This window comes from Nocardia sp. NPDC005825 (assembly GCF_040630175.1).
GTDB lineage: Bacteria > Actinomycetota > Actinomycetes > Mycobacteriales > Mycobacteriaceae > Nocardia.
This window is the reverse complement of record NZ_JBEXXC010000002.1, coordinates 117,400-138,426: the sequence shown is the minus strand read 5'-3', so window position 1 is coordinate 138,426 and position 21,027 is coordinate 117,400. Positions and strand designations below refer to the sequence as shown.

Annotated in this window: 23 protein-coding genes; 14 read left to right on the top strand and 9 right to left on the bottom strand. The window is 70.4% G+C overall.

Translation table 11 applies throughout. From position 1 onward, the window contains the following. The first annotated feature begins 91 nt into the window (after positions 1–91). Positions 92–1,276, top strand: coding sequence for an MlaD family protein (locus ABZ382_RS05285; RefSeq protein ID WP_357084408.1), 1,185 nt, complete (start codon positions 92–94; stop codon positions 1,274–1,276). A 225-nt stretch (positions 1,277–1,501) separates the two neighbouring features. Next, a complete protein-coding gene (locus ABZ382_RS05280; protein WP_357084405.1) occupies positions 1,502–2,020 on the top strand; it encodes a L,D-transpeptidase in 519 nt (172 codons plus the stop codon). A gap of 71 nt (positions 2,021–2,091) precedes the next feature. Here the strand turns inward: ABZ382_RS05280 and ABZ382_RS05275 are convergent, their stop codons facing one another. Continuing rightward, positions 2,092–2,496, bottom strand: a complete 405-nt coding sequence (locus ABZ382_RS05275; RefSeq protein ID WP_357084402.1) for an SgcJ/EcaC family oxidoreductase — start codon at positions 2,494–2,496, stop codon at positions 2,092–2,094. A gap of 144 nt (positions 2,497–2,640) precedes the next feature. Between ABZ382_RS05275 and ABZ382_RS05270 the strand changes: the two genes are divergently transcribed. Then, positions 2,641–3,588 (top strand): sigma-70 family RNA polymerase sigma factor, encoded by a 948-nt coding sequence (locus tag ABZ382_RS05270; RefSeq protein ID WP_357084399.1) that lies wholly within the window; start codon positions 2,641–2,643, stop codon positions 3,586–3,588. A gap of 3 nt (positions 3,589–3,591) precedes the next feature. Here the strand turns inward: ABZ382_RS05270 and ABZ382_RS05265 are convergent, their stop codons facing one another. Then, positions 3,592–6,714, bottom strand: coding sequence for an AAA family ATPase (locus tag ABZ382_RS05265; RefSeq protein WP_357084396.1), 3,123 nt, complete (start codon positions 6,712–6,714; stop codon positions 3,592–3,594). A 100-nt stretch (positions 6,715–6,814) separates the two neighbouring features. Here ABZ382_RS05265 and ABZ382_RS05260 point away from each other — a divergent pair, with 100 nt between their 5' ends. Together ABZ382_RS05260 and ABZ382_RS05255 are read left to right on the top strand one after the other, a co-directional pair. Beyond that, positions 6,815–7,984 carry an epoxide hydrolase family protein gene (locus tag ABZ382_RS05260; protein ID WP_357084393.1) on the top strand — a complete coding sequence of 390 codons (1,170 nt, stop codon included), beginning with the start codon at positions 6,815–6,817 and terminating at the stop codon, positions 7,982–7,984. Between the two features lie 186 nt (positions 7,985–8,170). Beyond that, the gene (locus ABZ382_RS05255; RefSeq protein ID WP_357084390.1) at positions 8,171–9,430 is read left to right on the top strand and encodes a helix-turn-helix domain-containing protein; all 1,260 of its coding nucleotides are present in this window, start codon (positions 8,171–8,173) and stop codon (positions 9,428–9,430) included. Here the strand turns inward: ABZ382_RS05255 and ABZ382_RS05250 are convergent. The 6 genes from ABZ382_RS05250 to ABZ382_RS05225 all read right to left on the bottom strand — a co-directional run bounded on the left by ABZ382_RS05250 (position 9,361) and on the right by ABZ382_RS05225 (position 14,271). Next, entirely contained in the window at positions 9,361–10,686 is a 1,326-nt protein-coding gene (locus ABZ382_RS05250) for a lipase family protein (protein WP_357084387.1), read from the bottom strand. The two genes, ABZ382_RS05255 and ABZ382_RS05250, sit on opposite strands and share 70 nt — an antisense overlap. A 25-nt stretch (positions 10,687–10,711) precedes the next feature. Further along, complete coding sequence (locus tag ABZ382_RS05245) at positions 10,712–11,773, bottom strand: alpha/beta fold hydrolase (protein ID WP_357084384.1); 1,062 nt, start codon at positions 11,771–11,773, stop codon at positions 10,712–10,714. Positions 11,774–11,920: 147 nt separating this feature from the next. Next, positions 11,921–12,577, bottom strand: coding sequence for a TetR/AcrR family transcriptional regulator (locus ABZ382_RS05240; protein ID WP_357084381.1), 657 nt, complete (start codon positions 12,575–12,577; stop codon positions 11,921–11,923). A 154-nt stretch (positions 12,578–12,731) separates the two neighbouring features. Further along, complete coding sequence (locus ABZ382_RS05235) at positions 12,732–12,977, bottom strand: Ada metal-binding domain-containing protein (RefSeq protein WP_357085869.1); 246 nt, start codon at positions 12,975–12,977, stop codon at positions 12,732–12,734. 89 nt (positions 12,978–13,066) lie between these two features. Next, positions 13,067–13,786 carry a 2OG-Fe(II) oxygenase gene (locus ABZ382_RS05230; protein WP_357084378.1) on the bottom strand — a complete coding sequence of 240 codons (720 nt, stop codon included), beginning with the start codon at positions 13,784–13,786 and terminating at the stop codon, positions 13,067–13,069. Beyond that, positions 13,786–14,271, bottom strand: a complete 486-nt coding sequence (locus ABZ382_RS05225; protein WP_357084375.1) for a methylated-DNA--[protein]-cysteine S-methyltransferase — start codon at positions 14,269–14,271, stop codon at positions 13,786–13,788. Before ABZ382_RS05225 ends, ABZ382_RS05230 begins: the two co-directional genes overlap by 1 nt. A gap of 124 nt (positions 14,272–14,395) precedes the next feature. Here ABZ382_RS05225 and ABZ382_RS05220 point away from each other — a divergent pair, with 124 nt between their 5' ends. From ABZ382_RS05220 to ABZ382_RS05200, 5 genes are all read left to right on the top strand, one after another. Beyond that, complete coding sequence (locus ABZ382_RS05220) at positions 14,396–15,400, top strand: helix-turn-helix domain-containing protein (protein WP_357084372.1); 1,005 nt, start codon at positions 14,396–14,398, stop codon at positions 15,398–15,400. Then, positions 15,289–16,317, top strand: coding sequence for an alpha/beta hydrolase (locus tag ABZ382_RS05215; protein WP_357084369.1), 1,029 nt, complete (start codon positions 15,289–15,291; stop codon positions 16,315–16,317). The genes ABZ382_RS05220 and ABZ382_RS05215 overlap by 112 nt, the downstream gene beginning before the upstream one ends. Before the next feature lie 37 nt (positions 16,318–16,354). After that, positions 16,355–16,807: a MarR family transcriptional regulator gene (locus tag ABZ382_RS05210; RefSeq protein WP_357084366.1), complete on the top strand. Its 453-nt coding sequence runs from the start codon at positions 16,355–16,357 to the stop codon at positions 16,805–16,807. Between the two features lie 33 nt (positions 16,808–16,840). Further along, on the top strand, positions 16,841–17,419 hold the full coding sequence (locus ABZ382_RS05205) for a hydrolase (protein ID WP_357084364.1): 579 nt from the start codon (positions 16,841–16,843) through the stop codon (positions 17,417–17,419). Positions 17,420–17,580: 161 nt separating this feature from the next. Next, a complete protein-coding gene (locus ABZ382_RS05200; protein WP_357085867.1) occupies positions 17,581–17,871 on the top strand; it encodes an NADH-quinone oxidoreductase subunit A in 291 nt (96 codons plus the stop codon). A 302-nt stretch (positions 17,872–18,173) separates the two neighbouring features. Here ABZ382_RS05200 and ABZ382_RS05195 read toward each other — a convergent pair whose 3' ends face one another. After that, positions 18,174–18,356: a hypothetical protein gene (locus ABZ382_RS05195; protein ID WP_357084361.1), complete on the bottom strand. Its 183-nt coding sequence runs from the start codon at positions 18,354–18,356 to the stop codon at positions 18,174–18,176. Positions 18,357–18,566: 210 nt separating this feature from the next. Here ABZ382_RS05195 and ABZ382_RS05190 point away from each other — a divergent pair, with 210 nt between their 5' ends. Genes ABZ382_RS05190 through nuoK form a run of 4 tightly spaced genes read left to right on the top strand, consistent with a single transcriptional unit; the run spans position 18,567 to position 21,024 of the window. Next, on the top strand, positions 18,567–19,232 hold the full coding sequence (locus ABZ382_RS05190) for a hypothetical protein (RefSeq protein ID WP_357084358.1): 666 nt from the start codon (positions 18,567–18,569) through the stop codon (positions 19,230–19,232). Beyond that, complete coding sequence (locus ABZ382_RS05185; RefSeq protein ID WP_357084355.1) at positions 19,225–20,145, top strand: NADH-quinone oxidoreductase subunit H; 921 nt, start codon at positions 19,225–19,227, stop codon at positions 20,143–20,145. Before ABZ382_RS05190 ends, ABZ382_RS05185 begins: the two co-directional genes overlap by 8 nt. 16 nt (positions 20,146–20,161) lie before the next feature. Further along, entirely contained in the window at positions 20,162–20,725 is a 564-nt protein-coding gene (locus tag ABZ382_RS05180) for an NADH-quinone oxidoreductase subunit J (protein ID WP_357084352.1), read from the top strand. Continuing rightward, positions 20,722–21,024 (top strand): NADH-quinone oxidoreductase subunit NuoK, encoded by a 303-nt coding sequence (gene nuoK / locus ABZ382_RS05175; RefSeq protein WP_357084349.1) that lies wholly within the window; start codon positions 20,722–20,724, stop codon positions 21,022–21,024. The genes ABZ382_RS05180 and nuoK overlap by 4 nt, the downstream gene beginning before the upstream one ends. Positions 21,025–21,027: the final 3 nt, after the last annotated feature.

The following is a 21,027-nucleotide window of genomic DNA, read 5'->3' as shown; positions in this document are numbered from 1 at the left end:
CGCCGGGTCCAGCGGCCCGACTGTGGTTAGATAGCGCGCAGTTTCGCCAGGTAGTTGCTGTGCATCGAACCCTATTGGCTGTTATTCAGCGGTGGAGGCGGGCCTCTTGAGCGTGCTGCGCGGACATAAATTGCTCTACTCGAATCTGGCTCTGATCGTGCTACTCGCGGTCGGAGCCGGATATCTGTTGATCACGGTGGCGCGGGTGCAGAGACCGGGCAACACCTACTCGGTCACCGTGCAACTGGATCGCTCCGGCGGTTTGCAGGCCGGTAACGATGTGACCTGGCGCGGGTTCCGGGTCGGCTCGGTCCGATCGGTCGACATCATCGACGGCGGGGCCGGGATCGCGGCGACGGCGGACATCGAGAAGAAGTACCAGATTCCGGCCGACACCGACATCGCGGTGGCGGCGTTGTCCGCCGCGGGCGAGCAGTACATCGATTTCCGCCCGCACACCGACGCGCCGCCGTTCCTGCACGACGGGCAAGTGGTGCGGTTCGACCCGAGCAAGATCAGCACCCCGACGCCGGTGTGGCAGACGCTGACCGACAGCAATGAACTCATCGCCTCGATCGATCCGGACAAGGTGGGCGTGATCCTCGATCAGCTGGACATCGCGCTCGGCGGTGGACCCGATCAGCTGCGCGGGCTCATCGAGGGCTTGAGCGTGGCCACCACCGGATTGGACAACCGGCTGCCGCAGACCGTCAGCCTGCTGCAGAACCTGCAGATCATCGCCGGAACCACCGCCCACGCGCAGCCGGATCTGAGCACGGTGACCCGCAATTCGTCGATCCTGGTCGAACAGGCCCGCGCCGCAGACCGGGAACTGCGCGGGCTGCTCGATCGCGCGCCCGAGCAGATCGCCATCCTGGACGGCACCCTGGACCGGAACCTGGATCCGATCCAGAGCCTGGCCACCACCATGCAGGCCATCGTGCAGGCCGCGCTGCTGCGGCTGCCCGCGGTCCGGGCGCTGTTCCCGGCGCTGGTCATCGGCACCTCCGCCATGGGCGTGCCCGCGCACGACGGCGAGTTCTACACCATCCTCGACATCTGGAACCGGCCGTGGTGCCAGTACCCGGTGCCGGCGCTGGCGGCGACCAGCGCCACCGACCGCACGTTCGGACGCTGGAACTACTGCAACAATCCGCCCGACGACCAGCAGATTCGCGGATCCGCCAATGCGCCGCGCCCGAACGTTCCCAATAACGGCGCGCACCGGCCGACCGGCGTCGACCCGCAGGAACGCACGCTGCCGCCGGTCAAATGAACCCGCCGCCACACCCGGGAGCGGGGCGGATTCGGCGTGCCGTGCATTTCGAACGGGCGTGTCGGCGTGCCTGACGCGGTTTATCCCGCGAATCGCCCTCGTTACCAGTCAGAATGATCTACCGGTACCCCTTGGTCCCGTGCTTGTGTCAACGGAAGAGTCCCTTCGCCCTGGCAGGCGAGTTCGAACAGGGCGGTGGGCAAGGCTAGGAGAGGGTCGAACGCGATGAGCAGCAGAAGTTCCCTCGGTTTGGCGGCGCGATCGGCGGTCTTCGCCGGTGTGGCGGCCGCAGGACTCGCGGCGGCGCCCGCGCAGGCCGAACCATTGTGGCCCGGTGGACCGGACGTGCCCGGTATTCCGGCGATCATCCCCGGCATCGCCCCCGGCGATGTCAACGCGCCGTGTGCGACGGCCGGCGCGCGCGCCTGCCTCAAGCTCAGCACCAACGAGGCGTGGCTGATGGACAACGGCAAGGTCATCTTCGGCCCCACCCCCATCTCCCACGGCATGCCCGGCTACGAGACTCCGCCGGGCGTCTTCCACGTCGCCTTCAAGAAGCCGTTCCACTGGAGCACCATGCACAACGCCCCGATGGAGTACGCGGTCTTCTTCAACGGCGACATCGCCTTCCACATCGGACCGGTCGACAAGAAGTCGCACGGCTGTATCCGCATGACCCCGGACGGCGCGCGGGAGTTCTTCAACTACCTGAACCCCGGCGACATCGTGGAAGTGGTTCCGTAGCAACACCTTCCGGTGGCACATCGACGCGGGACCGCCCGCGCCGGTGTGCCACCGGTCTTTTCGGCGACGGATCAGGCGGCGCAGTTGTGGTACGCCGTGATCAGCCAGCGGCCCTCCCGCCGGACCAGCGTCCAGGTCGCGAGCACCCAGCGGTCGGCGGGGGCCTCGGTCTCACCGGCCATGAGGATGGCGGCGCGGCTGACCACCACGGCGGTGTCCGGGGCCGGGAACCGCACCTGCCGGGGTTCGTCCAGGACGCTGGAGCCGCGCAGCGGGCCCGCGAATCCGGCGGCCATGCCGTCCCGCACCGCCGCGCGGCCGCTACGGAACACGCCCGGCAGGATCGAGGTGGCGTCGGGGTCGTAATCGGCGACGAAGGCGTCGGCGTCATTGGCGGCCCAGGCGACGTAGAGGTCTTTCAGGACGGTCAGGACGGCGTCGCGGTCGGTGGTCTCGCGGACGGCGGTGTCGTTCATGGTTACTCCTCGGTCGAGGGCCGCCCGGTATGGCGGCTCACGAGTACCTACCGGCGAGGTGTGCCCGATTCATCGCTCGCGGTGTAGAAAGTTCCGCAGGGCCCTGTTTCGACCGGTGGGGGCCGGGTTCCGAGGAGTGAGAGCATGGCGGACACCGACTTCGCGGCGCACACCGACCGATATCGGCGCGAATTGCTGGCCCATTGCTACCGCATGCTCGGGTCGGTGCAGGACGCCGAGGATCTGGTGCAGGAAACCTATCTGCGGGCCTGGCGCTCCCGCGACACCTACGACGAGTCCCGGGCCGGGATGCGGACCTGGCTGTACCGGATCGCCACCAACGCCTGCCTGACCGCGCTCGAACAGCGTGGGCGGCGGCCCATGCCGTCGGGGCTCGGGCACGCACCCGGCGACGATCCGCGCGAGGAACTCGTCCACGGCGGGGAAATCCCTTGGCTGCAACCGATTCCGGATGTTCTGCTCGGCGATCCCTCCGACGCCGCGGTGGCGCAGGGCAGTCTGCGGCTCGCCCTGGTCGCCGCCATGCAGCAGTTGCCCGCGCGGCAGCGGGCGGTGCTGGTGCTGCGCGAGGTGCTGGACTGGCCCGCCGCGGACGTGGCACAGGCTCTCGACATGACTCCGGCAGCCGTCAACAGCGCCTTGCAGCGGGCGCGGAAGACTCTCGGCCAGAACGGTATTCGCGAGGACGAGGTGACCGAGCGGGCCGAGCAGCGGGCCGTGGTGGACAACTACGTGACCGCCTTCCGCAATGCCGACCTCAGCGCCCTGGAGAAGCTGCTGTCCCATGACGTGATCATGGAGATGCCGCCCATGCTCAATTGGTACCTGGGCCGCGCGGCGTATGTCGGGTTCATGGCGCGGGTGTTCGAGTGGAAGGGCTCCGATTGGCGGTTGGAGCCGGTGTGGGCCAACGGCCAGCCCGGGTTGGCGGCCTACTCCCGCGACGGCGACGGGTACGAGCGGCACACCTTGCAGGTCTTCACCGTGCGCGACGGTCTGATCACCAATCTGATCGTCTACCAGCTCGACGAGATCTTCGACCTGTTCGGCATGCCGCCCCGGCTGCCCTGACCCTCAGTCGTTCTCACCGGCGGTCAGCAGACCGTGCTCGTGGGCGAAGGCGGCGGCCTCGGTCCGGCTGGCGACCCCCAGCTTGGTGAGGATTCGCGAGACGTGCACCCCGGCGGTATTGGCGCTGATGAACAATTCCGCCGCCAGCGCGCGATTGCTCAGGCCCTTGGCGACCAGGTGCAGAACATCCAGCTCGCGTGCGGTCAGGCCGTAGCGGCCGGACATGGCGCCGCTCTTGGCTTTCGGGGCCCGCTCGGCCGATCCGTCGAGCGGGAGGCGGGCGCGCTCGGCCACCGCCGTGGCGGCCGCGGCCAGCGGGACCGCTCCCAGCGCGGCGGCGATATCGAGCGACTCCCGCAGTGCCGACGCCGCCTCGACCCGATTACCTTCGGCCGCAGCGGCTTCCGCGAGACCCAGCAGGGCGATGGCCACATCGTAGGGCCGTCCGACGCCGCGCCAGGCCGCGACGGCCTCCGACCAGCGGGCCGCCGTGCCCGCCAGGTGCGCCGTGAACACGGCACGCTGGGCGGCATCCACCGGCGACGCCGTGGGCAGCGTGTCCCCGAGTGCGAGCAGTTCCGGTGGCGCTCCGGTGATTCGAGCACCGAGCACCACCAGCGGCCACGCCTCGTGCGGATGCGCGAACAGCGTGCCGACCCCGTCGCCGCCTTCGAGTACGCGGATCAACTCCGTCGCCGCCCCGCCCTCGTCGTCGCTCACCAAGGCCAGCGTGCAGTTCAAAGCCGCCAGTTCGAGTCGATACTGCGCCGCCCATCGATTGCCTCCCAGCAGCCGCGCGGCCGTGACGGCCCCTTCCCGAGCCGCCCCGAAATCCCCGGTGGCCAAGGAGATCCGCCCGAAGCAGACGAGAAGCGCCGCCCGGCTCAACGGCGGCAACTGCTCGAGCTGCGTCTCGTCGACCACCGCCCGCGCCTCGTCCCACCGCCCCAGGGCCGCCAGCGCCTGCCCCCACTTCACGAACAGAATCGGCGCCGACTCCGCGAACCGGAACGACTCGTGCGCCGCCCGCAACCCCTGCCGCACCGCCGCGATCGCCGCCTCGTACCGCCCCGCCCCCACCAGCACCGCCGACTCCCACGTGGCCACATCCACCACGATCCGCGCATCCCCCGCCAGCGCCGCCGCCCGATGCGCCTGCGCGAAATGCTCCAGCGCCCAATCGGTTTCACTGGCAGCCTGCGCATCTTCCTCGGGCCGCGCAACACTCACCACCGGCTCGATGTCGGCAGGTCGCGAAACTGGCTGTGCCAGTTCATCTCCCTCCGGGGTGTTCCCTGCTTCGGCTGTATCCGCTTCCAGGGCGCCCCCGGCGGCGGCAGCGCCCGCCAGCCCCAAGTGCGCGTGTGCTCGCGCCACCAACGCGTCCGCGCCCAGTCTCCGCGCGATGGCCAGGGCCGCGCGCGCGTGGGCCGCCGAGCCCGCCGCGTCACCTTGGAAGACTCGCGCGGCCGCCGACTGCACCAGCGCCTCAGCTCGTTCCACGCTGGCCGGCGCGTCCGACATGAGCGCCAGCGCCCGCTCGAGGTCCGCTCCCGGCCCGGCCCCGGTCGTCGCGCGCAGGTAGGCCCGTCGCCGGTACATTCGGGCCGACCGCTCGGGATCGGCACCGGCATAGTCGATTTCGCCTGTGCCACCAGAGATGGTCACACCGTCCAGGGTTGCCGAGTGCGCGCCGACCACGTCGTCGTCCTGGCTCCACACCGGCAGCGTGGCGGGTGCGGCGGCAGCCGCGGGGGCCAGGAAAGCGAGGGCCGCGTCGGCGGCGGCGATGCCGTGTTCGGTGGCGCCGCAGGCGACCGCGACATCGACGATCTGTTCCAGGACGGACAGTTTGGTGGTGGGGAGGATTTCGGCGGGGGCGGGGACCCGGTCCCAGAGGGCGAGGATTTGTTCGAGGAGACGGAGGCGTTCGGGGTGGGTGGCGGGCACTCCGGCGATGGCGGACCAGTAGGCGCGCAGGGCCCGGTCGAGATCTCCGGCGGCGCGGGCGTGGCGGGCGAGATCGGCGTGGGATTCGGAGTCGAGGGCGTCGCCGCGGGCGTGCAGGGCCGCGGCGGCGCGGGTGTGCAGGCGGGTGCGCTCGATGGGGAGCAGGTGGTCGTAGATGGCCTGCCGGATGAGGCCGTGGCGGAATTCGTAGCCGGTGTCGGTGGTGAGCAGCAGGTGGCGGTCGACGAGTTCGCGCAGGGCTGCGGGTAGTTCGTCCGGGGGTAGGTCGACCGTCGCGGCGAGGAGGTCGTGGTGGATCGGCGAGCCGAGGACGGCAGCCGGGGCGACCACGGCGAGCGCCTGCGCGGACAGACCGGTCTGGAATCCCAGCAGCAGGTCGGCGAGGTCGGCGGGGAGTTCGTCGGGGCACTGCCCCAGCGCCTCGACGAACAGCGGGTTGCCGCCGCTGCGGTCGAAAACCTTGGTGATGAGCTCGGTTCCGGGTTCACGCCCGAGCAGGGCTGCGAGCTGACGGCCGACCTCGTGCCGGGTCAGCGGGTGCAGTTCCAGCACGCGCACGCCCGGGTTGCGGCGCAGTTCGGCGACCAGTCCGCGCAGCGGCCCCGCCTCGCCCGGCCGATAGGTGCCCACCAGCAGGGCATTGGCGTCGGCGAGATTGGCGGCCAGGAAGGTGAGCAGTTCCCGGCTGGCGTCGTCGGCCCAGTGCAGGTCCTCGAGCACCAGCACCGCCGGCCGCGCCATCGCCAATTGCTCCAGCAGCGTGAGGATTTCGCCGAACAACCGGATCCGGTCGGCCTCGGGCGCCGCGCCGCCGGTGTGGACGGCCAGCTGCGGCAGCCAGTTGGCGAGCGCCGGATGCGGCGGCAGCAGCGTCGCCACGGCCGCACCGCCGAGTCGTCTGACGAGTCCGCGCAGCACGGTCAGGAACGGCGCGTAGGCGACACCCGCGGCGCCGAGTTCGGGACATCGGCCGAGCAGCACCAGCGCGTCGCCGCCGAGCCGTTCGGTGAACTCGGCGACCAGGCGGGATTTCCCGATCCCGGCCTCGCCCGCGATGAGCACGGTCTGCGTGCCGGCATCACCGACCGCCTCGACCACCGCGGACACCTCCGCGGCCCGACCGACCAGGACACCGCTGCCGGGGAAACTCACCACGCCACGATCATGCCGCACCTTCGCATTTCGCCCAGCCGGGACACAAAATAACGAATAGTCGTGATGTGGCCACCCGGTCTTTATCGGAAAACTCGATGGCATGACCGACACCGAGAACCGCGCCATCCACCCCTTCCGCATCGACATCCCGCAGGCCGACCTCGACGACTTGCGCGACCGCCTGACCCGCACCCGCTGGATCGACGAGGTCCCCGGCACCGGCTGGGAGCGCGGCGTGCCCACCGCCTACCTGCGCGAGCTCGCCGCCTACTGGGCCGAGAAGTTCGATTGGCGCGCGGTGGAGGCCGCCCTCAACGCGCACCCGCAATTCACCACCACGATCGATGGCCAGCGCCTGCACTTCCTGCACATCCGCTCGGCCCGCCCGGACGCGACCCCGCTGCTGCTGATCCACGGCTGGCCCGGCACCCCCGCCGACTTCCTGGACCTGATCGGCCCGCTGACCGATCCGGCCGCCCACGGCGATCCCGACGCCCCCGCCTTCCACCTCGTCATCCCGACCCTGCCCGGTCACGGCTTCTCCGGCCCGCTCACCGAAACCGGCTGGCACGACGGCAAAGTCGCCGCCGCCCTGGCCGAGCTGATGGCGCGCCTCGGCTACGACCGTTACGGCGTGCAGGGCGGCGACCACGGCGCGTTCGTGGCCCCGCGCCTGGCCCGCGAGCACGCCGACCATGTGATCGGTGTGCACGTGAACGCCCTGGTCACCTTCCCGACCGGCGATCCGGCGGATATGGCCGCGCTCGGCGAGGCCGACCGGAAGCGACTGGCGGGCATGAAGCGATTCCAGGACGACGGCTCGGCGTACATGAACCTGGCCGGATCCCGCCCGCACACGCTGGCGCAGCTGCTGGCGGATTCGCCCGTGGGACAGCTGGGCTGGATCGTGGAGAAGTACAAGGAGTGGACCGCCGAACGTCACGAACTGCCCGAGCAGGCCATCGACCGCGACCGGATCCTGACCACCGTGGCCGTCTACTGGCTCACCGACACCGCGCGCAGCGTCGCCGACTACTACTTCGAGCGCTTCCACGACCGCACCATGTTCATGCCCAAGCCGAAGGGCACGGTGCCGACCGGTGTCGCGGTGTTCGCCAACGGCGACTACGCGATTCGCCGCTTCGCGGAGCAGGCGCACCATGTCGTGCACTGGTCGGAGTTCTACTCCGGCGGCCACTTCCCCGCGCTCGAGGTGCCCGACCTGCTCGCGGGGGATATCCGAGCCTTCTTCGCGGGCCTGACCAGCTGATCCGGCAGCGGCGAGACACCCTCGGCCACACCGCCGCCGCGATGACCGCACTGTCGCGCCAACGCGCAGTGCGGTATTCGCCGTTGTGAGGACCGGTCACGCATATTGCCGCGAAACGTGACCCCGGCTACAGTTACGGTCCAGTAGGAACGCCAGCGTTCCCAGACTGCTGTGGAGGCAACGCGCATGATCAAGGCAACGCAACCCCTCACGGCGGCACCGATTTCCGGACCCCTGCGTGACGCGCGCGGTCTCTCGGCCGCCCTCGTCGCGCATTTCGCCGAACACGTGGCCCGCTGCGGCACCCTGCCCGGGGACGCGCTGCGCGGTGAGGTCACCACCGTCACCCGCACCTGCCTGGAACTGGCCGCCGGCGTCCTCGAGGGCCGGGACGTGAGCGCCAAGATCGAACGGCTGCAACGCGCGGGCGCGGACTGGGCCCGCGAGGGCATTCCGATCGGCACCATCCACCGGGCGGTGCACGACGGCTTCGCCCTGGGCTTCGATCTCATCGTCGACGCCACCGGCCCCGAGGACTACGCCCGGCTCGCGGTGACCGCGCGCCGCCTGTTCGAGGTGCTGGCCATGGTGGATTCGACCTTCGCGGTGGCCTATGTGCGCGAGCACCGCGCGGTGGTGGCCGAACACCACACGGCGGTGCACACCGTGGCCTCCGCGCTGCTGGCCGGGCATCCCGCCTCCACCATGGCGCGCGCGGGCGGCATCGAGATCGACGAGTCGTATCACGTACTGGCCCTGAGCATTCCGCCGCATCCGGGGGAATCGGACTCCCGCGTGGACGGCGAAGTGGTGGCGCGGCGCAAGCTGCGGCGCATCCAGTCCGAGCTGGCGCGCCGCGGCGATGGCCGGGCGTTGTCGCTGCTCAGCGCCGACGGCGGCACCGTGCTGCTGCCCGCCACCGCCGCGACCGGCGCCGAACTGGCCGACCTGATCTCCGGATTGTCCACGGCCGCACAGGTTCCGGTGACCGCCACGGTGATCCACGCCGAGACGCCGCGCATCCCCGAGGCCGCAGAGCAGGCGCACGAACTGCTCGACATGGTGCACCGCCTGGAATGCGTGCCCGGCCTGCACCGCTTCGACGACCTGGCCATGGAATACCAGCTGACCCGTCCCGGCCCGGCCCGCGAATACCTCGGCACCCTGCTCGATCCGCTGGACGCGCATCCGGAACTGCTGGAAACCCTGCGCCGCCATATCGGCAACGACCTGAGTCGACGGCATACGGCGCGCTTGCTGGGCGTGCACACCAATACCGTCGACAATCGGCTCAAGCGGATCGGGCAGCTGACCGGATTCGATCCGGCGCAGCCGTCGGGGCTGTGGTATCTGCGGTCGGCGCTGGTGGCGCGCAGTTATCGGAAGTCCGACCGGGTGCGGATCGGGCGGCCCGACACCATGGTCGCGACCAGCGCCGCCAAATGACCGTGCTCGCGCACGGCGCGGCGGGAGGCGGCGACCGACCACACCGTGCGCACCTCGGACGGCGGCAGCGGGCGATCGGCGAGGCGGTCGGCCAGCCAGTCCACCATCACCGGAATGGAGATGAACTGCAACGGCAGATGGGTGCTGAGCCGGTCGCGCAGGTAGCGCACGTGGGCGCCATGCTCGTGGTAGCGCCGCACATGGGCGTCGACGTCGGCGACCGCGATCACCTCGTCGTTGACGCCCTGTACGACCAGCAGCGGCATGGCGGGAGCCTGGGCGCCGGGGCGGATGTCGTCCAGAACGGCCCGCATCTCGGGCCGGGTCAGCAGCGCGCCGAGCCCACCGCGGATGTGCCGGTTGGCATTTCGCCCGGCGTAGCGGGCCAGCAGCGGGAAGGTGGCGATGGACTCGGCGTCGTCGAGCAGGCGCAGATACTCCTGCGACACCAGGCCGCGCACGCAGCCGTCGAGTTCCGGGTAGGCGCGACGCAGACCGGAGGTGAACACCATGGCGAACCCCGCGAAGGGTGAGCCGTTCAGCCGGACGAACGCCTCGGCCGGATCGCCCACCGGTGACCCCGCGACCGCGCCGGCGATGTCGAGTTCGGGCGCGTAGCTCGCCGCGAGCTCCGCGGCCCACACGGTGGCCAGCCCGCCACCGGAGTAGCCCCACAACCCGATTCGGGTCCGCGGCCCCAGGCCCAGCGGCTCGAAGCGCAGGGCCGCGCGCAGGCCGTCGAGTGCGCGGTGGCCCGGTTCGCGGGCCGCGCCGAAATGGCCGTTCAGGCCCTCGTGGTCGGGCACCGACACCGCCCACCCGCGGGCCAGGGCCGCGGCGATGAGCGGGAACTCCACCTGCGGGATGGCGCCGAGCGCGCGGGCGCGGTGCCGTAAGGCGTAGGAGGGGAAGCATTTCGGGGCGACGGCGTCGATGGCGCACTGGAACGACACCAGCGGCCGGTCCAGGGCCGGGTCGGCGTCCCAGGGCAGCAGGACGGTGGTGACCGTCGCCTCGGGCGCGCCGTCGAGATCGGTGCTGCGGTAGAGCAGCTGCCAGGCCCGGACGCGCTGCGGAATGCGTCCGAACAGGGCCAGCCGCACCGGCCGCGACCTCAGGATGGTGCCCGGCGCCACGGACGCCGGGTCGATCGGCGATCGGTAGAACGGATCCTCCCCCGGCAGCAGCGGTATTCCGCCGACTGCCTCCGGTTCTGTTGTGACACTGCTCGTTTCGACCGCATCGCCGATCGTCATCGTTGTCCTTTCCGTACCGCAGCGGCTAGACGTGGCCGCTGCCGCCGATCATCCAGGGGTTGAAGGTGCAGACCAGGGCCGGGTGCGCGGCCGGGTCGAGGGCGCGCAGGGCGATCGACGCCGCCCGCGGCGAGTACATGACGGTCAGGTGATCGGAGACGTCCTCGGGGCAATCCTGTTGCAGCGTGATGTTTTCCACGCTCGCCTCGGGGCCTGGGGTGAGGAAGGTCCACTCGTAGGGGTTGGAGATCTCGTCGTGGCGGGTGCCGACGGCGGTGTACTCGACCCCGGGCACGGTATCGCCGTCGGCAGTGAGCCTGGCGTAGAACGGCGAGCCGACGACCTGCTCGGTGTTGGACTGGCCGATCAACGGCTGATAGAAGCCGAGGATGTTCACCCCGAGGTTGGTGATCACCCGGCCCAGCGTGGCGATGCCGAGCAGCGAGGTGCCGTGGCTGGTCGCGCCGAAGCTGACGACCTTGCGCACCTTGCCCTGTCCGCCTTCGAATTTCAGGTACTGGCTGGTGACCGGCCCGCCCTGCGAGTGCGCGATCACATCGACTGCGGGCGCGCCGGTGGCGGCCAGGACGCGATCCACGAACCCCGCGAGCTGCTTCGCCGAATCCCCCATCGGCCCGACGCCGAAGCGGCCCGGCAGGATCGGCCCGATGCCGCCGCCCCCGAGGGGTGTCTCCCGGCCGAAATTGAAGGCGAAGACGCAGAATCCGGCCCGCGCGACCTGCGGCGACAGGAACGCGAAGCTGTCGTAGGTATTGAGCCAGGTGCCGTGCACCAGCACCACCGGCCGCGGATGTTCGGCGCTCGGCTTGCAGTTCCAGTCGTTGGCGCCGGGCGGCGCGGCGTCGGGGTGGGTCAGACCGTACGCGAAAGCGGCCAGATAGGCCGACATCTCCGGACCCACGCCCACGGTGTCGGTGGCGGTGCTGACCACCGCCGAGCCCGAGGAGCTGCCCGCATCGGGCGCGGCCTCGGGTTCGGAGCTGGCCACACCGGTGGCGAAGGCCACGGCGAACGCGGTGACGGTGGCGAACACGGCGCTGCCGCGGGTACGGATGGTCGGTCTCATGAACTCTCCCCTACGATTCGAACCCGACCGAACGCGTCGAATTCCCTTGCGACCGTAGGAGCGGGCCACCGCCCGTGTCACCGGCGTTGTGCCAGGTGACAGCGTGCACGGTCCGGGCCGCCCGGGGATTGTGGCGGGGAACAGCCGTCAGGGCGCGGGGGTGCTCGCGATGGTGACGGCGGTGCGGGTGAACAGCGGCACCAGTTCCGGCAGCGCCTGCGCGCCCTTGGTGTGCAGGCAGGCGCGCACCCGGTCGTCGATCCCGCCGAGCAGCATGTCCACCATCTCCCGATCCGGTTCCGCCACCAGATCGCCGTCGCGTACCCCGACCTGTGCCACCGCCATGATGTAGTCGGCGAACCGGTCGTGCACGCGCAGCCGGTGGGCCACCAGTCCCGGTCCGGCCGCGAGCGTTTCGACATACAGCGCGCGCGCCGCGCCGGGCTGGACGGCGAGGAAGCCGAGATAGATCTCGAAGGAGATCCGCACCCGGTCCGCGAAGGTGACGCCTTCGAGCCCGGTGACGGTTTCCTTCAGTTGTTCCAGCGCGGCCCCGACCGCGAGATCGTAGGCGGCGGCGAAGCATTCGTCCTTGCCGCCGAAGACGGAGTAGAAGGTGCGGCGCGCCACCTGGGCGCGGGTCACGATATCGGCGACGGTGGTGGCCGCGAAGCCGAGCTCGCCCACCGCTTCCAGGACGGCGGTGCACAAGCGCCGGTATTGCGAGGCCTCCACCTGCTCGCGGGTCAGCCCGTGCCGGCCACGCGGCAAGGGTCCCGGTTCACCGATGGTTTCCACACTCACGTCCCCAGAATAGGTTTCCACGTCACCGAGCGACTAACCGTCCGGCAGATACCACAGCGGTTCGTCCATGATTCCCTGTCGGACGACGGTGGCAAGCATGGGGTCCAGACTATAGGTACCGACCGGTCTTGATTGTTGGTCGAGGTGGACGGGCTCACCCGGCCCGGCCGGCGCGCCATTCCCGGTAGGCAGGCCGGGAGCACACCGCGCACGGGCGGTAACCGGCCGCGATCGCGGTCGGCTCGTCGGCGAAGAACACGCGATGAGAGACATAGCCGCCGCGGGCCAGGGCGCGCAGGGCGGCCGGGCAGTCGAGGCGGCCGTAGATCTTCAGGCGGCGGTGGCCGCCCAGGACGCCGGGCGTGCGACTGCGGTACGGGCGGCCGTCCACGCCGAGCAGGACGTACTCCCTGTCACGCTCGGCCTCACTGTCACGCTCGGTCTCACTGTCGTGCTCGGTCTCACTGTCGTGCTCGGTCTCGCGCATGGTCAGGCGTCGTGGAAGACGAGGCCGAGGGTTCTTCGCCGCCCGGATCGCACCAGGCTCACGCCGTGGCGCATGGGCGCGGCCGACCAGCCTCGGGCGCTGCGGACCGGACGGTCGCGGGTGGTGAAGACCAGACCGTGCCCCTGTGGCAAGGCCAGTGCCGCGCCGCGGGATTGGGCGCGGGGCCGCTGCTCGACCATGAGGAACTCCCCGCCGGCGTAGTCCTCGCCGGGGACATCCAGTCCGATGACCACCTGGAGCGGAAACACCATGTCCCCGAACAGGTCCCGATGCAGGGCGTTCCAGTCACCGGGCCCGTAGCGCAGCAGGATCTGCGAACCCTTCGTCTGCCCGGACCGATGACACTGGGCGATCCAGTCCTCGAGCCGGTCCGGCCAGGTGCCGGGCCGCCCCAGCCGGGTGGCCCAGTCCCGGGCGATGGGCAGCAGCATCGGATAGAGGGCGGCCCGCAGTTCCGCCACGGGCTCGGGCAGGTCGTGGGTGAAGTACCGGTACTCGCCGGAGCCGAACCGGTGCCGGGCCATGTCGACCGTCGACCGGAAATGGTCGTCCACGTCGTAAAGCGCCGCGAGCGTGCGGCATTCGCCGGCGGTGAGCAGTGGCCCGGTGAGCGCGTGCCCGTACGCGTCGAGCTCCCCGGCCAGGGCCGCCCAGTCCTGGTCGGCGACCCCGGCCGCGGCACCGCGGATGCCGGCGGTCATCACGCGGCCCGCTCGAGCTCCAGCAGCAGCTGCTTGCGTTCGATGCCCCCGGCGTAGCCGGTCAGCGACCCGTCGGCCCCGATCACGCGGTGGCAGGGCCGCACGATGAGCAGCGGGTTCGCGCCGATGGCCGAGCCCACCGCGCGCACCGCCGCCCGGGATGCCCCGATCCGGTTCGCGATCTCCCCGTAGGTGACGGTGACGCCATACGGGATCTGGTCGAGGGCCTGCCACACCCGGCGCTGGAAATCGGTGCCGCGGCCGCCCATCGGGAGGTCGAAACTGTCCCGCTCCCCGGCGAAGTAGGCGGTCAGCTGGTCGACGACCTCGGCGAAGGCGTCCGCGTCGGCCTCCCAGTCGCCTTCCACCAGAAGGCTTTTACTGCCCGCCATCGACACCGCGGTCAGCTCCACCCCGCTCCCGCGCCGCTCGCCCGCGAGCAGCAGCTCGCCGACCGGGCTGGCCATTGTCGTGTACACGCTCATCGCTTCCTCCTGTGTCGCCTCGTTCGTTTCCGCTCCCTACTCTGGCCCAGCCGATCGGCGATGACCGGCGGGAATCGGCCATCGCGTTTCCGGCCTCGGCGCGGGCGGCTCGTACCATGGGGCCATGGCTGCGGATTCGGTCGTTGTCGCCGGGACCTTGGTGGATGTCACCGTGCCGACCCTGCCGGGCCGCTGCCCCGGGGTCAGCATGGCCGGGTTCCGGGCGCGCGCGTCGGGCCTGGACCATCTGCCGGTGGTGCCGTTCCCGGCGGTGACGATGTTCATCGACCTCGGGGACATGGTGATGGTCGAGGATGCCGGCGGGAACCGGGCCGCGGGCAGCGGCGTGGTGGGCCTGTGCCCGATCGGGGTGTACGGGCAGGCGCGGCACGTGGATCTGCTGCAGGTGCGGCTGTCGCCGGTGATGGCGTACGCGACGCTGGGCGGCTCGCCGGAGGTGTCCGGTGGCGTGATCGGGCTCGACGAGCTGTGGGGGCGTGAGGTCGAGCTGCTGCGCGAGCGCATGCACGAGAGCCGTTCCTGGGACGAACGATTCGCGATCCTGGACGACGTCCTGACCGCACGGCACCGGAACGGACCGGCCGCCGACCCGGAGGTGAGCTACGCCTGGCGGCGAATCATCCTGAGCGGCGGGCAGATTCGGGTCGAAGCGCTGGCCGACGAGATCGGGTGGAGCCGGAAGCGACTGTGGTCGCGATTCCGAACCCAGATCGGCCTGACGCCCAAGCGGGCCGCGCAGCTGGTTCGATTCGACGACGCCACCCATAGACTCGCCGCGGGGAACAGCGCAGCGCGAGTGTCGGCGGAGAGCGGGTACGCCGATCAATCGCATTTCAGCCGGGAGACGATGACCTTCGCGGGACTGACGCCGACGGCGCTCGCGGACGCGCCGTGGCTGGCGGTCGACCCGGTCGCGTGGGCGGGCGGGCGCGCGCTGAGTCGCGCCGGGAACATTTCTTCAATACACCTCGACGATGCCCGCCGATGCTGGGATCCATGTCCAGACACGACGGTGATAACCAGACCCGGCCCGGCAAGTTCGACCAGCCGCCGCGCGGAATTCGCATCCTCCACGCCTTGCGCAAGGACCCGGACTGGGAGGCCCTGACGCCCGAGGAGTTGAGCGCCCATGTGGAGGCGGCGAATCGGCTGGCGGGATCCAAGTTCCTGCGGGGGGTGATCACCGGGTTTCCGGTGCGCGGCACCAGTATCGAATGGCGGCGGGTGACGTTTCCCGATCGCGCGGTCCCGGTCCGGGTGTACCGTCCGGCCGGGGAGCGCACGGGCGCCCTGCCGCTCGTCCTCCATGTGCACGGCGGCGGCTTCGCGGGCACGGCGGCGCAATGCGACTGGGGCAATAGCCATCTCGCCGCCGAGCTGCCCGCGGTCGTCGTCTCCGTCGAGCATCGGCTGATGGCGCCGGGCACTCCCTTGCCCGATGCCGTCGACGACGACTGGGATGTATTGCGGCACCTCCTGGATCACGCCGGCGAATGGGGAATCGATCCGGCGCGCGTCATTCTCGCGGGCGAGAGCGGCGGCGCCCTGATCAGCGCCCTCACCGCGGTTCGCGCCGCCGCGAGCGGCCTGCCCCTGCTGGCGCAGGTGCTGATCAACCCGGCCTTCGACCTGACCGACACCATGTTCGACTACCCGACGATGACCCGCTATGCCGAGACCCCGACCTTGAATCTGCCGCGACTGAAACTGTTCCGGCGCTTGGCCGTCCCGCCGGGCGAGGACCCGCGCCCGCTCTCGCCGCTCTACGCCGACCTCACCGGCCAGCCGCCCGCCCTGGTCGTGATCCCGACCCTCGACCCGCTGGCCGACCAGGGCCGCCGCTACGCCGACCGCCTCCGCGATTTCGGCATCCCCGCCCAACTGACCGAGTATCCGGGCGCGCCGCACGCCTTCGTCGCCATGCCCGGCCTGGTGCCGCAAGCCAAGGCGGCCCGCGCCGACATCACCGCTTTCCTCCGCGCCCAACTGTCCGACTCGATCACCCGCAGTAAACTCGACAGGTAACCTTGCAAGTCTTCCTGCCTTGTGCCACCCTGGGAGGGTGAGCTCGAACGCAGCGGCCCGTCCATCGGCCGACGTCACGGCCGCCGCGAGCGAACTCCGCGTCGTGGCCAGTCGGTTGCTGCGCCGGCTCCGCTCGGCGCGAGCCGGTTTCGAGATGACACCCTCCCAGGCCGTGGCCCTGAGCCGCCTCGGCCAGGAAGGCCCCCTCTCGGTCGCCGACCTGGCCCGCGCCGAGCGCGTGCGCCCGCAGTCCATGCGCACCACCCTGGCCGCCCTCGAAGACCGCGGCCTGGTCACCCGCACCCCGCACCCCACCGATCAACGACAGATCCTGCTGTCCCTGTCGGCCGAGGGTGAACGCCTCCTGCGCCTGGCCCACCATGCCAAGGAGGACTGGCTGGCGACCGCCATCACCACCAAACTCTCCCCCGCCGAACGGGATTCGCTGATCGCCGCGATCCCCCTGCTGGCCCGCCTCGTCGAGGACTGAACCGATCCCCCACTCCCACCGAAGGATCCCGCTGTGACGGACACTCTCCTGGACCCGACATCCGCCCTGGTCCTCATCGACCTGCAGCGCGGCATCGTGGCCGCCCCCACCCAGCCGCATCCCGCCGACGACGTGGTCGCCCACTCCGCGGCCCTCGCCAAGGCCTTCCGCGCGGCCGGCCTCCCCGTGGTCCTGGTTCGAGTCTCCTTCTCCCCCGACGGTTCCGACATGCCGCCCGGCCGCACCATGCAGCCCACCGGCGCCTTCACCCCGCCGGCGGGCTGGGACGAGATCCTGCCCGAGCTGGACCCCCACCCCTCCGACATCCGAATCACCAAGCACCAGTGGGGCGCGTTCCACGGCACCGACCTCGATCTCCAACTGCGCCGCCGCGGCATCACCACCATCGTCCTGGGCGGCATCACCACCAGCATCGGCGTCGAATCCACCGCCCGCGCCGCCCACGAGCACGCCTACAGCGTCGTGATCGCCACCGACGCCACCTCCGACCGCGACCCCGCCCCCTATGCCCACTCGGTGGAGAAGATCTTCCCCCGCCTCGGAGTCACCGCCACCACCGAGGAAATCCTCGCCGCCCTGCCCATCCGGTAGGCCGTCCGCTGTGGCGACCCGGCCGCGATCGACCCTCGTCAATGCCGGATAACTACGTAGTCGGCTAGTAGTCTGCTTCGCGACGGGCACGGAAGGTGGTCGGGCGCGTGGTGGCGAATCTGGCTGTTCTGATCGGTGTGGTCGCGGTGTCGGCCGGGGTCTTGTTCGCGGGCGCTCGGGCGGTGCGGGTTGCGCCGGAGGCTGTCGAGCGGATGCCCTATCTGTCGGGCGCCGCGGCTGTCGAACATGCGGTGTCGCGATTTCATGTGCGCTGGTACACGATCACGATGATCTTCCTGGCGTTCGATATGGAAATGGCGTTCATGTATCCGTGGGCCGTGGTGGTGGGCGAGATCGGAGCCTCGGCCGTGGTGGAGATGTTCGGGTTCCTGGCGGTGCTGATGGTCGCGGTGCTGTACGCGTGGCGGGAGGGGGCGCTGCGATGGACGTGAGCGGGTGGCTTCGGCGGCGGATCGCGGTGGTTCCACTGGTGGCGGTCGCGCCCGGGGGCACGCAGACCCGGCTCGCGATCGAGAGGGTGCTACGCGAGAACGGGTGGCGACAGGCCGAAAGTCCCGCTGCCGCAGACCTTCTGGTCGTCGCCGGACGTGGCGGGGTCGAGTTCGAGGCCGCGGTGGCGCGAATCCACGAGGCCATGCCATTGCCCCGACTACGCATCGACGTCACCGACCCCGCCGCGGCTTCGGCCGCTCTCGCCACCGCGGCGACAGACCTACGCTCGCTCCGCACGGCGTCACCCGGTGAGCACGGCGAACACCATGGCCACGAGCCGCCCGGAGATATGGCCGACGCGCACGCCGGGCATTCGATGGCGATGGGCGAGGCCGACGACCATGGCGCGCACGAGGATCACGCGGGGCACGAGGATCACGGCGCACACGACGACGGCATGGATCACGGCGCGCATGGCGGGCATGCGGACCACAGTGGACACGAGTCACATGGGGCGCATGGCGGGCATGGGGGTGGGATGCCACTGCCGGGTGGGTTGGTGATGGCGGATCGGGAGGCCGATCGGGACGGGCTCGCGCTGGATGTATTGACGGTTTCGTTGGGGCCGGTGTTGGTGGATTGGCCAGGTGGGTTGGTGGTGAGGGCGCGGTTGCAGGGGGATGTGATTTCGGGAGTGGCGGTTTCGACATTGGGGGCGGGGCACGGGGGTGAGCCGTATTGGCTTGGTCCGTGGTTGCGCGCCGAAGGCGGGGAGGCGGTGGGGGAACGGGAGTTGCGGGGGTGGCGGGCCGCGCGGGCGCTGGATGTGGTGGCGACGTTGCTGGAGGTGGCCGGGTGGGAGGACGCCGCGGCGGCGGGACGGCGGTTCCGGGATGACGTGCTCGCAGGCTTGGCGAATCCGGGTGTACAGCAGCACGCGCACGAAGCGATGGATCATTCACCGGAATTGTTGGACAGCAACCTGTTCGCGGTCGATGCGGGGCTGGATCGGTGGGCGCGCCGGGTTGCTAGGTCCCGGGTGCTGCGCTGGTCGCTGCGGGATGTCGGGCGGGTCGATGGCGGCGAAGGGGTTCCGCCCGGGTTGGTGGGTGATACCCATGATCGGCTGCTGGCCTGGGTGGCCGAGGCGGTCGGGGGTGGTCGGGTCGCTGATTTCTCCTCGGAAGCAAGGGAATTCGTCGCCGTCGAACGGGCGCGCAATCGGTGGATCGTGGATCACCTCCCGCGTCTGCTTACCGGGGCGGAGTTGGGGGAAGCGCGATTGATCGTGGCGGGGCTCGGGGTGGATGCCGATGTGGCCGGGTGGGATGCGGCCGGGGCGGGGGTGCCGCGTGGTTGAGCTCGCGCCGTGGTGGATGGCCGCGGTTCTGCCGGTGCTGGTGCTGGTCCTCGTCTGGGGTGTGGAGACCGCGGAGGCGTTGACCCGGGCGAGAGTCTCCGGCGCGGGCACTGCGATCGCGGCTGTCGCGCCACTGCGGACGGTGGCATTGCTCCTGGTCCAGCAGCGGCGGCGGATCGTCGGGTCGGATGTATTGCTGGGGCGCGCTGCTGGTTTCGTATTGCTGGTCGCCGCCATCGGCGCTGCCGCGCTGGTTCCGATCGGCGATCGTGTGGTGCTGGATTCCACGGTGAGCCTGGCCTGGTTCAATACGCTCGAGATCGGGTCGTGGGCGGCGGTGTGGCTGGCGGGGTGGGGCGCGAATTCTGCGTTCTCACTGGTCGGCGGGTATCGGTTCGTCGCGCAGGGGCTGGCCTACGAGTTGCCGCACATGTTCGCGCTGATCTGCGCGGCGGTCGGGGCCGGGTCGCTGAGTGTCGCCGATATCGTTGCCGCGCAGCAGGATCAGTGGTTCGTGGTGACCATGCCGGTGGCGTTCCTGGTCTATCTGCTGTCGGTGCCCGCGATGTCGTTCAGTCCGCCGTTCGCCGCGGCGCTGGGCCGGGATATCGCCGGTGGCGCGGTGGCCGAGCTGTCGGGCCCGGATCGGCTGCTCGTGACCCTGTCCCGCCGGGCGCTTTTCGTCGCCGGGTCGGCCATGGCGGTGCCGTTGTTCCTGGGTGGCGGCGCGGGGCCGTGGCTGCCGGGCTGGTTGTGGTCGCCGGCGAAGACCGTGGCCGTGCTGGCGGTGCTGCTGTGGGTGGGACGCCGGTTCCCCGCGATTCGGATGTCGCGCTACATGGAGGTCGCGTGGATCGTGCTGCTGCCGCTGATTCTGCTGCAGGCCCTGGTCGTTTCGGTCCTGGCGTTGTGAGGCGGGAGGACGCGGCATGGGGTCCCAGGTGATCTTCTGGCTGTGCGCGGTGGGCGCGGTGGCTTCCGGGATCGCGGTGTTCCGGGTGGATTCCATGGCGCGCGCGACCTTCGCGCTGCTGCTGTCGTTCGTGTTCGTGGCGGGCACGGTGCTGCTGGTCGACCTGGCCTACCTGGGCGTCCTGATCATCCTGATGATGATCATGGAAATGCTGATCATGGTCGTCTTCATGATCATGTACATGATGAACCCGGCGGGTCTGATGCCCATGACCATGGTGCACAACCGCACCGGGGCCCTTGCCATCTCGGCCTCGGTCTTCGCCGCGCTGACCGCGGCGGCACTGCTGGTCGACTGGCCGGCCCGCGACCGTCCCCTCCCGCCGGACCCGACCGCGTCGCTGGGCGAGGCGATCATGGGTTCCAAGATGCTGGTGATGATCATCGTCGGCTTGGTGCTGTTCACCACGATCGTCGCCACGGTGGTGCTGGCCACCCATCGCGGCCGCTACGACCGCTTCGGCGATCGGCTCGACCGCCGGGTCCCGGACGATCCCGTCGAAGGAGGTGTCGGCCGGTGAATCTGCCCGAATTCCTGGTCCTGGCGGCCGCTCTGTTCAGTGTCGGACTGTTCGGCGTGCTGTCCCAGCAGTCCATCGTCATGATCATGATGGGCTTGGAGCTCATGATCAACGCGGTCATCGTGGCCGCGGCCGCGTTCTGGTACTTCGCCTGGCCCACCGCCGACGCCCAGGTCCTGGTGCTGGTCGCGGTCACCGCCATGGCGGTGGAGATGGCGGCGGGTTTCGCCGTGACCACGGCCATCTTCCGGGCCCGCGATGTCGACATGGTCGACTCGGCCGCGGATCTGAAGGGCTGAGCC

What these genes read in the sequence shown, in the direction of transcription:
- ABZ382_RS05280 (WP_357084405.1), top strand. Translation starts at nt 1,502, where the DNA reads ATGAGCAGCAGAAGTTCCCTCGGTTTGGCGGCGCGATCGGCGGTCTTC.
- ABZ382_RS05275 (WP_357084402.1), bottom strand. Translation starts at nt 2,496, where the DNA reads ATGAACGACACCGCCGTCCGCGAGACCACCGACCGCGACGCCGTCCTG.
- ABZ382_RS05270 (WP_357084399.1), top strand. Translation starts at nt 2,641, where the DNA reads ATGGCGGACACCGACTTCGCGGCGCACACCGACCGATATCGGCGCGAA.
- ABZ382_RS05260 (WP_357084393.1), top strand. Translation starts at nt 6,815, where the DNA reads ATGACCGACACCGAGAACCGCGCCATCCACCCCTTCCGCATCGACATC.
- ABZ382_RS05255 (WP_357084390.1), top strand. Translation starts at nt 8,171, where the DNA reads ATGATCAAGGCAACGCAACCCCTCACGGCGGCACCGATTTCCGGACCC.
- ABZ382_RS05250 (WP_357084387.1), bottom strand. Translation starts at nt 10,686, where the DNA reads ATGACGATCGGCGATGCGGTCGAAACGAGCAGTGTCACAACAGAACCG.
- ABZ382_RS05245 (WP_357084384.1), bottom strand. Translation starts at nt 11,773, where the DNA reads ATGAGACCGACCATCCGTACCCGCGGCAGCGCCGTGTTCGCCACCGTC.
- ABZ382_RS05230 (WP_357084378.1), bottom strand. Translation starts at nt 13,786, where the DNA reads ATGACCGCCGGCATCCGCGGTGCCGCGGCCGGGGTCGCCGACCAGGAC.
- ABZ382_RS05225 (WP_357084375.1), bottom strand. Translation starts at nt 14,271, where the DNA reads ATGAGCGTGTACACGACAATGGCCAGCCCGGTCGGCGAGCTGCTGCTC.
- ABZ382_RS05220 (WP_357084372.1), top strand. Translation starts at nt 14,396, where the DNA reads ATGGCTGCGGATTCGGTCGTTGTCGCCGGGACCTTGGTGGATGTCACC.
- ABZ382_RS05215 (WP_357084369.1), top strand. Translation starts at nt 15,289, where the DNA reads ATGTCCAGACACGACGGTGATAACCAGACCCGGCCCGGCAAGTTCGAC.
- ABZ382_RS05195 (WP_357084361.1), bottom strand. Translation starts at nt 18,356, where the DNA reads ATGCCCGCCATGCGCGCCGTGATCCATGCCGTCGTCGTGTGCGCCGTG.
- ABZ382_RS05180 (WP_357084352.1), top strand. Translation starts at nt 20,162, where the DNA reads ATGGGGTCCCAGGTGATCTTCTGGCTGTGCGCGGTGGGCGCGGTGGCT.